The following is a 13770-nucleotide window of genomic DNA, read 5'->3' as shown; positions in this document are numbered from 1 at the left end:
ATAAGAAGGAGTAACAGGCGCTAGGATCATACGTTAAGGAAAGGTTTATGTTGAAACAGGGTTTTTTGCTGGCCGTAGTCGTGCTATGCACTGCATGCGTGTCTCAAGCAAATCATACAGATAAGATTGAGCAATGGTTAGATAAGCCTGCTCACGTTCAGGCGCAAGCGATTGCGAGTGGCGACACGACATCTGCTGAGCTCGTTAGCGGTTATCTTGCGCGAATCGAACGGCTAGATGAAAAGGTAAATAGCGTTTTAGCGTTGAACCCTAACGCGCTGACCGAAGCGAAGGCCATCGATAAACGACTAGCGAATGGCGAGACGCTTGGCCCTCTGGCAGGTATTCCCGTGCTGCTAAAAGATAATATAGAAAGTAAAGAGATGCCCACCACAGCCGGCTCAATGGCGCTTATTGCTAATGACACTGGTCGCGATGCGCCTATCGTAGAAAAACTGAAAGCGGCAGGGGCAATTATTTTGGGTAAAACCAATTTGTCTGAATGGGCAAACTTTCGCTCTGAATCCTCTATCAGCGGCTGGAGTGCAGTTGGCGGGCTTACCCGAAACCCGCATATGCTATCAAGAAGTGCTTGTGGCTCGTCATCGGGCTCGGGCGCTGCCATGTCACTTCGCCTCGCGTCACTTGCCGTGGGCACCGAAACCAATGGCTCTATTATTTGTCCGGCATCCATAAACGGGGTAGTCGGCTTTAAACCAACCGTGGGCTTGCTTTCCAGAACTCACATAGTACCTATTTCTTTCAGTCAGGACACCGCAGGACCAATGACGTCTAACGTTCAAGACGCCTGGCTAATGACGGCAATCATGGCGGGCCCTGATGCAAGCGATAACGCTACACTAGACGCTGAGTCTCACCGCCCTCCTATGCCAACATCTTCAATGCTGGCTACAGATTTAAAAGGCAAGCGTATTGGTGTGGTTAGGTACCGCCAAGGCGATAACCCTCATGTACTGGCTGTTTATGAAAAGGCGTTGAACCAGCTTAAAGCATCGGGCGCGACGCTGGTGGACATCAGTGACTTCTCTCAGCCAGATTCATTTTGGGCCGACTCTTATAATGTTCTGCTGAGCGAGTTCCATCATAGTATTAACGAATACTTGTCGGGGTCTCCAGCAGAGCTTCCTGCAAGGAACTTGTCTGAGCTGATCGATTTCAATAACAAAACAGAGCGCGAGTTAGCGTTATTCAATCAAGACATTTTCGAAAAATCGCTCGCGTCGGCAGCCATTGACAGCGAAAAGTATCAAAGTTCACTGCGCCTTATTCAAGACACGGCGGGTAAAAATGGTATTGATACGTTGTTAGCAAAGCACAATGTTGATGTTCTAGTTGCGCCTTCAAACAGCCCTTCTTTTTTAATAGACGGCGTATATGGTGACCATTCGCCTGTCGGTTTTATCGGTATCGGGTATTTGGCCGCAATTGCAGGATATCCGCATCTCACAGTGCCCGCTGGACAGGTGAAAGATCTTCCTGTGGGAATTAGCTTTATTGGTGGAAAGTGGCAAGACGAAAGCGTGTTAAAAATAGGTAGAGTCTTTGAAGCAAAACACGGCTTCTTCATTAAGCCTGGCCTTCTGCCTACACGTTTTGACAACCCAGCGCTAAAAGGTATCGAAGACGGAATTGACGTAGTTCGCTAGCGGGAAATGAGGGTACATAATCGTATTTCGCCTCAACAGAAACGAAAAAAGCCCTTGGTTTAACTCAAGGGCTTTTGAACGTCTTTTCTTTCGATTGGTTAGCCAGGCTTTTTCACCCAAGCGCTACACCAGCCATCAGCGTTAACAAGCTTATTAGGGAAAATGTTACAAGGGCGGTGTTGTTCGCCATCGGCGCCCTGCACGTACATGCAGTTTGCGCATTTTGCACCTTCAACAGTTGACGACGGTGTGTAGTTCAGTGCTTTTGCAGTAGGGTCATCAGCGCTCAATTGTTCTTGAGCCTGAGCACGTAACGCTACACCACCTAATGTAAGACCGATAACTGTCGAGCCAGAAAGCTTTAAAAAGTCACGGCGATTTACAGATTTCATAACATTCTCCTTAAGAGATAGAAACGATAATGATTCTTTTTTATTCAGTGCCTTAAACGCAAAAACCTGCCCAAAGAGGCAGGTTTTGTTTCATGTTTAAATACTATCTCTTTTTGAAAAAAGATCGAACGAAATGTCGCATTTTCGCTTGATCCAGATTAAATAAACTTCAGAGTTACAACCTTAAGTATTGAATGTAAGACCGCTGGACAGTTTATTAGTTCACTTCACGGTTAACTTTACATCGGGCTTTGCATACGCAAATTGCGCAATTCGTTGTGTGCTGTGGTAGCTGTCTAGGCCTGAGATACAGGCCGTTTGCGCTTGCTCTATATCTGCATAGCCGTCTGAATCTATTATTTGCTCAGGAACGTAGAGCTCCTGGATTTCGCCAATAACCATTTCGGTTTCATTAAGCAAAGTAAAATGCTGTGCTACTTTTAAGCCCATTTTAATTTCACTTTCTTTGACATACGGCGCACTGAAGGACTCACTGATCTGCGCGGTTAACCCAACGGCTTCAAATTCACTTTCATCTGGCGCATAGCGGGCTGATGTTTGGTGGGCTTTGTCGACCCAGTCAACAGACACGTGATTTAGCGTATAAAAGCCCTGCTGTTTTATATTGCTTAACGTATCTCGCGTGACGGTATGTGGACGCATGATCATGCCAATGAGAGGCGGGTTTGCACCGACATGAACAATAGAGCTCACTATAGCCAAATTGTTTGTAACGCCGTTTGTTGTACCCACCAAAGTCGCCGATTTAAAACCAGACAAACTATTAATTAGGTTTGCGCGGTAGCGCTGTGCAAGGGCGTCTATATCACCGCGGGTAAACTGCTTAGTCATTCTCTCTTTCTGCCTCTATCTGAATGTCATCACCGTGCTGATAAGCAGTAAGCTCAATGGGCTGACAACACACTTGGCAGTCGAGCACCTGTACTTGGCCAACATCGTTAATTTCATCTATTTCAACATCATTTGGGGCCATACAGTAAGGACAGGAAAAGCCCATGGAACGAGTTAAACTCATATTTAAATGCCTTTGTAATCACTAATGCTATTTGTTACGTAATGCAAAGACGAGTGGATTTTCTTTTAGACACGCCCCTTGTATCTGATTTTAAGAGAAAAGGACAAGACTGCCATTTGACGCTTATGAGTAATCAGAAAACTGGGTGCACAAATAATAGATGTGATAGACGAAAAAGGTGACCTTGTGGCAAATAAAGTTGGTCAATGCCCGTGCTGTAATAGAGAAACTCGCCTTACTTACCATCATCTTATTCCGCGAAAAATGCACAGGCGTACCTATTTTAAAAAGCACTTTAGCAAAGCGGAGCTTCAGGACGGCATTTACATTTGCAGACAATGTCACAGCGGTATACATCGATTTTATGATGAGATGACGTTGGCCAAACACTACTTCAATTTGCAGCGTTTATTGGCAGATGCGCAGCTTTCTTCGTTCTTTCATTGGGTGTCTAAACAGCGCGTACGCGTGTAAAAGTACACGCTGTGCACTATTAGCAGCAGATGTGATACCCAATCGCGGAGGATTTAATTTGATTCGCGTGGCTGTATAAATATACACTATTGATGTTTTCATAGCCAAAGATACCTCATGCGAAAAGATTTACCGCCACGTTATTACCTTACACACTTTCACGAGTTCCTTGGGTTCTTTGAGGGTGCTAGCAGGGCGCTTCTAAGTGACGAAGCCACTGACTTTGTTAGGCGTTTTAAAGCGTTGGACGATGACAAACAGTGTATTGTTGTGCGCGCTGCAAATCGCAAGTACGCAGTGATTGACAGGACGCAGTTCAATTATAGCGAAATCGCTGTGCCACAAGAGCAAATAGATTGGCTTACCGACAACGGCTGGTTTGGTGACCTTACCCACGCTTCGCTTAATGACATCGCAGGTGTCTTGACCAAAGATGCTCTGCTTGAGCTACTTGCTGAATACGGCAGTATTCAGGGGCTCGCATCTCTCACCAAGCCTAAACTCGTGACGTTGCTTAATGAACATATCGAAGCTAGAGGCTGGCCAGAGCGCTTTTCGCTAGATAACTACTTAGTGTGCTTGTTCGACGATGCACTTCGCTATTTGCTGTTTATCTATTTTGGTAACACCAAAAGCCGCCTAAATCAGTTTTCTATGCGCGATTTAGGCGTAATGAGAACCCGTTCTGATTCCGTAACGGATACGGCGCGTTTTGAAACTAAAAGCGACGCCCAAGCGTCATGGTTTTACGCCAACCATTACAGCCAGTTAGCTTTTTATAACGATGATATGTTGCTTGCCATTGCCGAAGGTGAACTGCCCATTACAGAAGGTGTGTCGGCCTGTTTTTATCGCGACCAGTTTCTCTATGCATTAGGCCTAAAAGTACTGATGTTTGATAGAACGAAAGGGCTAGAAGTATTGAAAGCGGCGCAAAGCGATAAGGCAAAAGAAAAGTGGTTAAGAGAGAGCTACAAGGACGGAAATGAAAATAGTGTTAAACAGACCCTTGAAGAGATAATTGATAATCCGCAATCGGATACGCTGCTAGCATTTGCAGAAGATTTCTATGCCCGTAAATACCACAAAAAACGCACCAGCACGGTTACCGACATGCTTCGCAATGCTAGCCGTACACTGGATATTGACGTAAGCCAAAACCAACAGGTTGAGCGTGGTGTGCTGGCGCATTATGCAAGGCACGGCATTGAAGGCTGGCGCACGGAAAACCGATTATGGCGCACTTTGTTCGGCCTTACCTTTTGGAAGCAACTTTACGAAGAAGACACGCTGGTTACTGAGTTTGATCGCAGACCGTTATCGCTTAAACAGAATAACTTTTACGCCAAGTTTGAACACAGTATTGAAGCGTTGTTACAGGCGCTTGATAGCAAAGAAAAACTGCGTTTTCATATTCACAAAATGGCCACGATGCACTATGGCAAAGTGAATAGCCTGTTTATGTGGTCTAGTCATTTGCTTACGCCTATAGAAGCGCTAATTGAGCATGGTTCGCTAGATTCTATTTATGCTTTACTTCGCATGATGTGCAAAGACTTTGAGAGCCTCCGAGATGGCTTCCCCGATATCATGGTATTTGACGGCGCACTTCGCTTTGAAGAAATCAAAGCGCCTGGCGATCAGCTTCGCCGAAATCAGCTGGTTTCAATTCAACGTTTGCAGCAAGCTGGATTTGACGTTGCGGTAACAACAGTGAAATGGATACGCGACCCAGCACAGCCTTATGTTGTGGTAGATATAGAGACCACTGGGGGAAACAGCAGCTACAACCGGATTACCGAAATAGGTATGGTAAAACTTGTTGGTGGGAAAGAGGTAGACAGGTTTCAAACCCTGTTAAATCCGCAGCGCCGCATTCCTAGCAACATTACCCGCCTTACTGGTATTTCGGATGACATGGTGGCAGATGCTCCGCTTTTTGCTGAAGTAGCGGAACACGTGGCAAATTTCACCGAAGACGCTGTGTTCGTGGCTCACAACGTAAACTTTGACTATGGGTTCATCAAGCAAGAGTTTGCAAGACTAGAGCAAAGTTTCAGGCGACCCAAAATGTGTACCGTTCGCGAAATGCGTCGCACCTATCCTGGGCTGCCTTCTTACTCGCTGGCAAACTTAACAAAGCATTTTCACATAGAAATGGAGCAGCATCACCGCGCGCTGAGCGATGCGAAGGCCGCCGCCGAGTTGTTGAAGCTAGCGTTTGAAAACGACGATGAGCAAGTGAGCGTTTAAGTCGGCCACTAATTGTTTGGAACTTTAGCGTACTTGAACTGAACAAAATGAGCCGAAAATAAGTATGTAGTGGGGTTAAACACGCATATTGAGATGTAAGAAATGGCATTAACTGAAGAACAAGAATCACGGGTAATTGAAATGGCGTGGGAAGACCGTACGCCTTTCGAGGCAATAGAGCGTTTATACGGGCTGCCTGAAAAAGATGTGATAAAGCTTATGCGTAAAAATCTCAAACCGAAAACCTTCAAGAACTGGCGAGAGCGCGTGTCGGGTAGAAAAACCAAACATGCCAGCCTGCGCCCTGAAGGTGTGGACAGAGGATACTGCCCCTCTCAGTACAAATTTAAAGGCGCTAATAAGTAGCGTGTAGAAACCATTCCTATAGAAGCGGAACTGCCTTACGTTGTCGCTGCCTTTATTTTTTGGGAGGCGAAATAGTAGTAATCGGCAAAAGAAACGCAGTTAACTGCTGACGCATGGGGGTAGGAAAAACGATCGTGTTTTCTGATTGCAGAATACTCTTAGCGTGGTGAACCTGACGCAATAGATTTTGATAGGTGTCGTTATTTTGCTGAATCGCTTCTACCTTGTTCATGACAAGCTCAATGAACTCTGCAGGAGAAACGTCTGTATGTTGTTTGATCTCAAACGCCAGAGCCTTTAGCACGTAGGCTTCCCACTCCTTTCTATAACTGTCTTTCAGCCGTTCCGGGTAAAGCGTTAAGTCAGATATATCTTGCGCTAAGTCTACGATATCGAGAGGATCATCAAAAAGGACGCGAAACGCAAGCAGCGCTTCATCAGAAAGTCGGGAAATGGGAAGTTTTTCTTTGAACTGAGCGTAAGGGCTGGGCACAAGAACACCTTCAAATTACGATTATTAGAGTTAAACAATACGAGCTTTAACGCTTCATCAGACTAAAGTTTAATAAACTCAACTTTAAGTTTAAAGCTCAAGAGATTAAAAATACGTAATCTGCGGTAACTGAACTCACAATGGCGACAAGCCGTAACTTATTATGCACTGTTAAAGTGTGTACGCGTTCTTGCTGTTTGGCCCATCGTTTGATGGGCCTTTTTTATGTGGATTAGGCGCTTCGTTTCATTCAACTATCGAAGGAGAGTTTTACTCCTGCCAGTAATCGACTGACGCTATCTACCACATCAGCTCTTATAAACCATTCAACATCATGCTTCTCAGATAGCACGCCACTAAATTCCAGAGAGCCGCCGTGACCTGTTCCTAGGAAGTCTTCAATTAATTCAGCGCGCTCACCAAAACTACTGTCTATATAGGAATAGTAAGCAAAATATTCGATAGGATATGATGTGTTAAAAGCGCTTGCAGCGAATTCACCGCTGGTGCCCACTACAACTTTCGCAGCACTTTCATCAGTACGCTGCACTAATTCAATGAACGCGGTATCTTGTTCATTAATACGTAATCGATATTCTGCCCGGGCAAACGTACCGTTCAGCATTCTTTCAAAACTGGCTTCGTAGCTATGTCGTTGTCCCATCTTGGCCGAATATTCAATTTCGAAATACTCATCCTCTCCGCCAATATTAAAGGCTTCAGATGCTTCAGCATTTGCAAGTTGACCAACGACTATTTCAATGGCGGTGTCGTTTTGCAATTGCCTCACGTGACGTACCCCCGTTATCCAACCATCTTTCGACAAGCCGGTGGAAGAAACACGCCCTTTGTAAGTTGGAATAACGCCTAACTCAGTTTTCCCCGAATCGGTTTCATGCCTTAAGTACAGTCGCCTTGCGTAGAGATAATCAGTGTTGTCGCTGCCGAATGTATTGTGGCTTGATGAAAAGTCATCGCCAGTCACCACAAAGCTGTTTATTGACCACGCAGAAGTGATGGCAAGAGAGGGATAGTAACGCAGTCGATATTGTTCGCGGCTTGGGCGGTTGGAACGATTATCGTAACGAACTTGAATATCTAGCTTCTGTGAGAAGGTGGGCGCTATTTGTTCTGCCTGCGCGTTAGTTCCTGCAATGGCTATCAGCGGTAAAATAAACAAAAAAAGATTTCGCACCTGTTTAACCCTAAACAACATGATTAAGTAGTTTATACATTAAATCTTTTTATACCAATCCGCATAGATAATTGCCCACTGAGTAGGTAATTATCTATGCAGACTGGTATTACTTAGCGCAACGAATAGCGGTTTAAGGAAAAAATACAAAAAAAAGCCGGCAGGGATGCCGGCAATAAGTGGAGTGGGACTCCAATGAGGGTAAAACACACAAAAGCATTAAAACTCAGGGAGATGTCTTAAAACTTGTATGCAGTATAGAACCAGTTTTTAAATAGGAAAATTGTTAAAAATTGATTGTAGTAATCGGAAAATTAGAATGTGCTGAATAGCGAATAGCGAATAGCGAATAGCGAATAGCGAATAGCGAATAGCGAATAGCGAATAGCGAATAGCGAATAAAGAAAATTGGGCTACACAAAAAACAGCGTGTAGCCCAAAGGGGGATTAGGCTAAACCTAGCTTCTTCTCTAGGTAGTGGATGTTGGTTCCACCCGCGAAGAAGTTTTCATCGGCCATAATGGCACGCTGAAGAGGGATGTTCGTTTTAATTCCTTCAACCACAATCTCTTCAAGGGCGTGGCGCATACGAGCAATCGCTTCGTCGCGGCTTTCACCATAAGTGATAAGCTTACCAATCATTGAGTCGTAGTAAGGGGGCACGTGGTAGCCCGCGTAAATATGCGACTCCCAACGAATACCTAAACCGCCTGGCGCATGGAACATATCAATAGGACCAGGGCTAGGAATAAAGGTTTGTGGATCTTCTGCGTTAATTCGACATTCAATAGCGTGGCCACGAATTTGAATTTGCGACTGATCAATTGACAGTGGCTGACCGGCTGCAATGCGAAGCTGCTCTTTAATAAGGTCAACGCCTGTGATCATTTCAGATACAGGGTGCTCTACCTGAATACGGGTATTCATTTCAATGAAATAGAATTCACCGTTTTCATATAGGAACTCGAAAGTACCTGCTCCGCGGTAGCCAATTTCAATACAGGCTTTGCGGCAGCGATCGCCAATCTTGGTGCGCATTTGCTCAGAAATACCCGGTGCAGGCGCTTCTTCAACCACTTTTTGGTGGCGACGTTGCATTGAACAGTCACGCTCACCTAAGTGAATGGCGTTACCTTGGCCATCGGCTAATACCTGAATTTCAACGTGACGTGGGTTCTCAAGGAATTTTTCCATGTAAACCGTTGAGTTACCAAATGCAGCGCCTGCTTCTGCTTGCGTTGTTTCAATGGCTTTAATCAACTCAGCTTCGCTGCGCACCACGCGCATACCACGACCACCGCCGCCGCCCGCAGCTTTTACGATGATTGGGTAACCAATGCGCTTAGCAATGGCTTTGTTGCGCTCTACGTCGTCAGTTAGCGGGCCGTCAGAACCGGGTACACACGGTACGCCTGCTTTTTTCATAGCGTTGATAGCAGAAACTTTGTCACCCATAAGGTTGATAGTTTCAGCTTTAGGGCCAATGAAAATAAAGCCGCTTTTTTCTACCGCTTCAGCAAAGTCTGCGTTTTCCGCTAGGAAACCGTAACCTGGGTGAATAGCAATAGAGTTAGTGACTTCTGCAGCAGCAATAATGCGAGGAATGTTCAGGTAGCTTTCGGTTGCTGATGCTTTACCAATACAAATTGATTCGTCAGCCAGCAACACGTGCTTCAAGTTTTTATCCGCAGTAGAGTGCACTGCTACGGTTTTGATGCCTAGTTCTTTACAGGCTCTCAAAATACGCAGGGCAATCTCACCACGGTTAGCAATAAGTACTTTATCTAGCATAGTTAAGCACTCGCTTATTCAATGATGAACATTGGCTGGTCGAATTCTACAGGGTCTTGGTTTTCAACCAAGATTGCCTTAACCACACCGGCTTTATCTGCTTCAATTTGGTTCATCATCTTCATCGCTTCAACGATACAAAGCGTGTCGCCAACTTTCACTTGCTGACCCACTTCTGCAAATGCTTTTGCCGTTGGTGAAGATGCACGGTAGAACGTACCTACCATTGGAGACTTAACAACGTGACCTTCTGGCTGAGCTGGCTCTGCTGGTGCTTCAGAAGCAGTGGTAGCTGCCGCCGCTGGAGCAGGGGCCATTTGCGGTGCAGCAGGAGCTGCAAAGCTATAGTTCATTGGCGCTTGAACACCCGTTGGGCCACGGTGGATGCGTACAGACTCTTCGCCTTCAGTGATCTCTAGCTCGGCAATGCCAGATTCTTCCACTAGTTCGATGAGTTTTTTAATCTTTCTAATATCCATGTTCTGTCTCTGCTTTATTTATGCGATTTCGGTAAGTTGATTGCTGCAGTTAGCGCGAGCGAGTAGCCCATGGCACCAAGGCCAACAATGACGCCAGCTGCAACATCAGAAAAATAAGAATGATGACGAAACGGTTCACGGGCGTGAACGTTCGACAAATGCACTTCAATAAACGGGATATTGACACTTAATAATGCATCGCGAAGGGCGACGCTGGTGTGCGTGAAGGCAGCAGGATTAATAATAATGGCATCAACAGTACCCATAGCAGCGTGCACGCGATCAATCAGTTCAAACTCAGCGTTTGACTGAAAATGCGATAAGGTCACGTTGCTTGACGCAGCCTGCGCCTGCAAATCATCTACGATGTCTTGCAAGGTTTGTGTGCCGTATTTGTCGGGTTCTCTTTGGCCTAACATATTCAGGTTAGGGCCGTTCAATAACAAAATATTCATCTAGTTTGCTGCTATCTTCGGGAAAAAGTCACGGTTATTGCCATTTCAACAAACTTTTGTGACAGTTGCACGAAAAAAAGCCAATAAATTTGCTCGTTTATTGTGTTAAATGCTGATTATAGTGATAGATAAAGATTTCGCAGCAAAATACTGGTCTAATCAGGTGTTTTCGGCGCAAAGTTTATTGGAAAGTTTGCTTATTTGCTGCCTGTGAAACCGCAGCATGCTGCACTCTCAGAAGGCGTTAGTGGGGGATGAGATGGTAGTTTTGACGAAAAGTATCAGTATGTATTGCTATAAATGCTAAGGCGAGGCCTTAGTTAGGGCGCTGTCGAGGGAAAACGGCACACTCACGTACTTACCATAGAATTTGGCTACATAAATGCCAAAGTGAAGGTGGGGTAAGGAAGAAAACCCCGTATTGCCGGTATAACCGATAAGCTGCCCGCGTTCCACAACTTGCCCTCTTGTCACAGCAACACCTTTATACTTCAGGTGGTAGTATTCGCCGGTGGTTCCGTCGCTATGAAGAATAACAACGTAGTTAGCGTATTTTGCAAACTTCGGCGTTGGCCCGCCTTTCGTGCCGTCATCTTTCGTGTCGATCACTATGCCTTCCCGGGCGGCTAAAATAGGTGTACCTACAGGCGCGGCAAAATCGAGCGCATATCTTGACGCCCCAGAATGACTAAAATTGCCGTTAAAGCCTTGAACAATACGGTATTTGCTAGCTGGTTGTAGCGGTGGCAGATACGTATAGGCGTTGTCGTGTAACGCGTCTACGCGCCCCACTGTCCATTTAACGCGCATAGATGCCCAGAATGCGTCGGCATTTTTTACTACGCCAAGGGGCACTTGGTCATTGGTATCTAAAAACGCATTAACGTGGGCTTTTGATTTAAGCTCCCCATTGCCGGTGGGAATGTCTTGCATCACATTGGAATACAGAGTTAGCGCTACGGGCAATTCTACTTTTCTCTGTACTGAGACTAAATAAAGAGAAGAAGACGAAGGCGTAAGCTCAAAACAAAAGCGTTTGTTATCAAAGCACCCCGTGGTTTTCGCCGTTATTGATAGGGAAAAAGTGAGCGAAATAAAAAAGAAGGCCAGCATTGAAGCCACCCTTCTTTTCTGAACCTCGTTTCTACCCAAGATAAAGAGAGCGGCGCTTCGCACCGCTCGCCATATTAGAAGAGGAAAGGCCTGGAATCGACGCGCCTTAGTCCAAGCGACCACTTTGAACATCATTAGTGTTAGACCCATTGTTAAGCCACTCGTTTACGTGACCGGCAAAGGCGTCTGCTTTCATAAACCCGGTGACACGAGCTTTGGTTAGCTCGTCGCCGTTTTCGTCAAAGAACAAAATGGTAGGCAGGCCTAGCACAGTAAAGGTGTCAAAAATCTCCTGACGTTCTGGTGTGTTATCGGTAAGGTCCATTTGCATCCATACTGTATTGCTAAGCGCAGATACCACTTGCTCGTCAGGGAACGTGTACTTCTCGAACTCCTTACAGGCTACGCACCAGTCGGCGTACAAATCGACCATCACGGTTTTACCTTGTGCGTTAGCCACCGCTATTTTATTACGTAAGTCTGCCAAGTCTCGCGCAACAACAAAGTCTGGGTGCCCTGCGTGGACACCATCAGAGTGCTCGCCCCAAAGCCCAGTGTTTAGCCCTGCTTGATAAGTAAGGCCAGCACTTCCCATAATGCCTATTGCCACCACAACAGCACGGACAAGCTTCATCAGTGAGTTTTTGCTGGCGCGATTGAGTACCCAGTAGTAACCGAATAAACCGAAGCCAAGCAATCCCCATAGGAAGCCAGTGGCTGGGCTATTATATAAACGCTCAATAAACACAATGGCCACGGCAAGCATCATAAAGCCGAAAGTCACCTTAACCACATTCATCCAGTTACCTGCTTTAGGTAGGAGTTTTCCACCTGTCATGCCGAACAGAATAAGTGGAACGCCCATACCAATACTTAACAAGTAAAGAGAAATAAAGCCCAGTGTCATATCGCCAGTTTGGGCGATGAATAACAATATGCCGGTTAGCGGGGCCGTCGTGCAGGGCGAAGCGATAAGGCCAGACAATACGCCCATAATAAACACCCCTGCGAAACTGCCAGGCGTTTGATTGTTACTCATGTGAGTGAGCTTTTCTTGATACTTTGCCGGTAGCTGAATTTCAAAGCCACCAAACAAGGCAACGGCTAGCGCCACAAATAGCACAATGAATACGCCGAGTACTACAGGGTGTTGAAGCGCAGCTTGAAACTGCGCGCCGGCTACCGCAACCACTAATCCAAGCAGCGAGTAGGTAATCGCCATACCTTGAACGTAAACAAAGGTTAGCCAGAATGAATGCGATGCGGTTTTAGGCTTGCCCTGACCAATCACAATGCCCGACACAATGGGATACATCGGGAATACGCAAGGTGTAAAGGCTAAGCCTACGCCTAGTGCAAAAAATAGAGCTAAAGTGAGAGCAAGGTTATCTTTATCAATTAGCCTTTGCGCTAAATCGAATTGCTCGCTTTGCGAAGAGGCCGCTGCGTCATTTGATTCTGAGGTCGTATCCGTATCAGCAACTGCACTGCTTCCCACTTCGTTTAAATACACGACTTTCACTGTGGGCGGGTAGCAAAGCCCTGCGTCAGCGCAGCCTTGATAGCGAATTTTAACTACGCCGTCACTGAGTGCTGACTCAATGGGTAAGGTAATAGATACGCCGTTATAAAACACTTCAGACTCGCCAAAAAACTCATCCTGAATCATTATCCCATTTGGGTACTCAGGCTCGCCAATTTCGGCTTGTTTCGCCACAAACTTAAACTGCTTTAGGTACAGATAATAGCCTTCCGCAATATCGAAGCTTACCGTAAGCACGTCGCCTTTTTGGTTAAAATCGAACGCAAACGCTTGGTCTACATCTAAAAATTGGGGTTCATCCACGAACGGATCGTCAAAGGCATTGGGCACCTGAGCCAAGGCGAACGTGCTAAATAACGTCATTAAAAAAAATGCTGAAAGTACATAAGCGCCAAAGCGACGAAACAGTAAAGCTGATGCAGTGCCTGATGGAAAAGGAGGTAAAGTCATAAAGTTACAGTTCATTTTTATCTATTTTGCGTTGTCGTTATTTTTATTAGAATTACGTTTTAA

The 13770-nt window shown here is 45.7% G+C and carries 14 protein-coding genes; 4 read left to right on the top strand and 10 right to left on the bottom strand.

Going from position 1 to position 13770, the window contains the following annotated elements; genetic code table 11:
* Positions 1 to 47 precede the first annotated feature (47 nt).
* Complete coding sequence (locus ACFI6L_RS12025) at positions 48 to 1667, top strand: amidase (RefSeq protein WP_462574090.1); 1620 nt, start codon at positions 48 to 50, stop codon at positions 1665 to 1667.
* Positions 1668 to 1765: 98 nt separating this feature from the next.
* Here ACFI6L_RS12025 and ACFI6L_RS12020 read toward each other — a convergent pair whose 3' ends face one another.
* The 3 genes from ACFI6L_RS12020 to ACFI6L_RS12010 form a co-directional block, all read right to left on the bottom strand.
* On the bottom strand, positions 1766 to 2059 hold the full coding sequence (locus ACFI6L_RS12020; protein WP_014951285.1) for a high-potential iron-sulfur protein: 294 nt from the start codon (positions 2057 to 2059) through the stop codon (positions 1766 to 1768).
* A 222-nt stretch (positions 2060 to 2281) separates the two neighbouring features.
* Positions 2282 to 2911, bottom strand: a complete 630-nt coding sequence (locus tag ACFI6L_RS12015) for a flavin reductase family protein (RefSeq protein ID WP_061486805.1) — start codon at positions 2909 to 2911, stop codon at positions 2282 to 2284.
* Positions 2904 to 3095, bottom strand: coding sequence for a zinc ribbon domain-containing protein (locus tag ACFI6L_RS12010; protein WP_014980678.1), 192 nt, complete (start codon positions 3093 to 3095; stop codon positions 2904 to 2906). The genes ACFI6L_RS12015 and ACFI6L_RS12010 overlap by 8 nt, the downstream gene beginning before the upstream one ends.
* Before the next feature lie 186 nt (positions 3096 to 3281).
* On the opposite strand from ACFI6L_RS12010, the gene ACFI6L_RS12005 reads away from it, so the two are divergent.
* From ACFI6L_RS12005 to ACFI6L_RS11995, 3 genes are all read left to right on the top strand, one after another.
* Positions 3282 to 3569, top strand: coding sequence for a hypothetical protein (locus tag ACFI6L_RS12005; protein WP_230598863.1), 288 nt, complete (start codon positions 3282 to 3284; stop codon positions 3567 to 3569).
* A 117-nt stretch (positions 3570 to 3686) separates the two neighbouring features.
* Positions 3687 to 5822 carry an exonuclease domain-containing protein gene (locus ACFI6L_RS12000; protein WP_462574089.1) on the top strand — a complete coding sequence of 712 codons (2136 nt, stop codon included), beginning with the start codon at positions 3687 to 3689 and terminating at the stop codon, positions 5820 to 5822.
* Positions 5823 to 5924: 102 nt separating this feature from the next.
* Positions 5925 to 6188: a TIGR03643 family protein gene (locus tag ACFI6L_RS11995; protein ID WP_110288928.1), complete on the top strand. Its 264-nt coding sequence runs from the start codon at positions 5925 to 5927 to the stop codon at positions 6186 to 6188.
* Positions 6189 to 6240: 52 nt separating this feature from the next.
* Here ACFI6L_RS11995 and ACFI6L_RS11990 read toward each other — a convergent pair whose 3' ends face one another.
* From ACFI6L_RS11990 to ACFI6L_RS11960, 7 genes are all read right to left on the bottom strand, one after another.
* Positions 6241 to 6681, bottom strand: coding sequence for a hypothetical protein (locus ACFI6L_RS11990; RefSeq protein ID WP_462574088.1), 441 nt, complete (start codon positions 6679 to 6681; stop codon positions 6241 to 6243).
* Positions 6682 to 6931: 250 nt separating this feature from the next.
* Positions 6932 to 7876, bottom strand: coding sequence for a hypothetical protein (locus ACFI6L_RS11985; RefSeq protein ID WP_462574086.1), 945 nt, complete (start codon positions 7874 to 7876; stop codon positions 6932 to 6934).
* Between the two features lie 447 nt (positions 7877 to 8323).
* Complete coding sequence (gene accC, locus ACFI6L_RS11980) at positions 8324 to 9667, bottom strand: acetyl-CoA carboxylase biotin carboxylase subunit (RefSeq protein ID WP_039228980.1); 1344 nt, start codon at positions 9665 to 9667, stop codon at positions 8324 to 8326.
* A 14-nt stretch (positions 9668 to 9681) separates the two neighbouring features.
* Positions 9682 to 10146 carry an acetyl-CoA carboxylase biotin carboxyl carrier protein gene (gene accB, locus ACFI6L_RS11975; protein WP_014951276.1) on the bottom strand — a complete coding sequence of 155 codons (465 nt, stop codon included), beginning with the start codon at positions 10144 to 10146 and terminating at the stop codon, positions 9682 to 9684.
* A gap of 14 nt (positions 10147 to 10160) precedes the next feature.
* A complete protein-coding gene (gene aroQ, locus ACFI6L_RS11970; protein ID WP_462574085.1) occupies positions 10161 to 10601 on the bottom strand; it encodes a type II 3-dehydroquinate dehydratase in 441 nt (146 codons plus the stop codon).
* 303 nt (positions 10602 to 10904) lie between these two features.
* The gene (locus tag ACFI6L_RS11965; protein ID WP_462574084.1) at positions 10905 to 11714 is read right to left on the bottom strand and encodes a M23 family metallopeptidase; all 810 of its coding nucleotides are present in this window, start codon (positions 11712 to 11714) and stop codon (positions 10905 to 10907) included.
* Between the two features lie 106 nt (positions 11715 to 11820).
* Complete coding sequence (locus ACFI6L_RS11960; RefSeq protein WP_462574083.1) at positions 11821 to 13707, bottom strand: protein-disulfide reductase DsbD; 1887 nt, start codon at positions 13705 to 13707, stop codon at positions 11821 to 11823.
* Between the last annotated feature and the right edge of the window lie 63 nt (positions 13708 to 13770).

The organism is Alteromonas sp. G4i35, from assembly GCF_054960375.1.
Note: the sequence above shows the minus strand (reverse complement) of the source record. Positions and strands in the feature narration are given on the sequence as shown.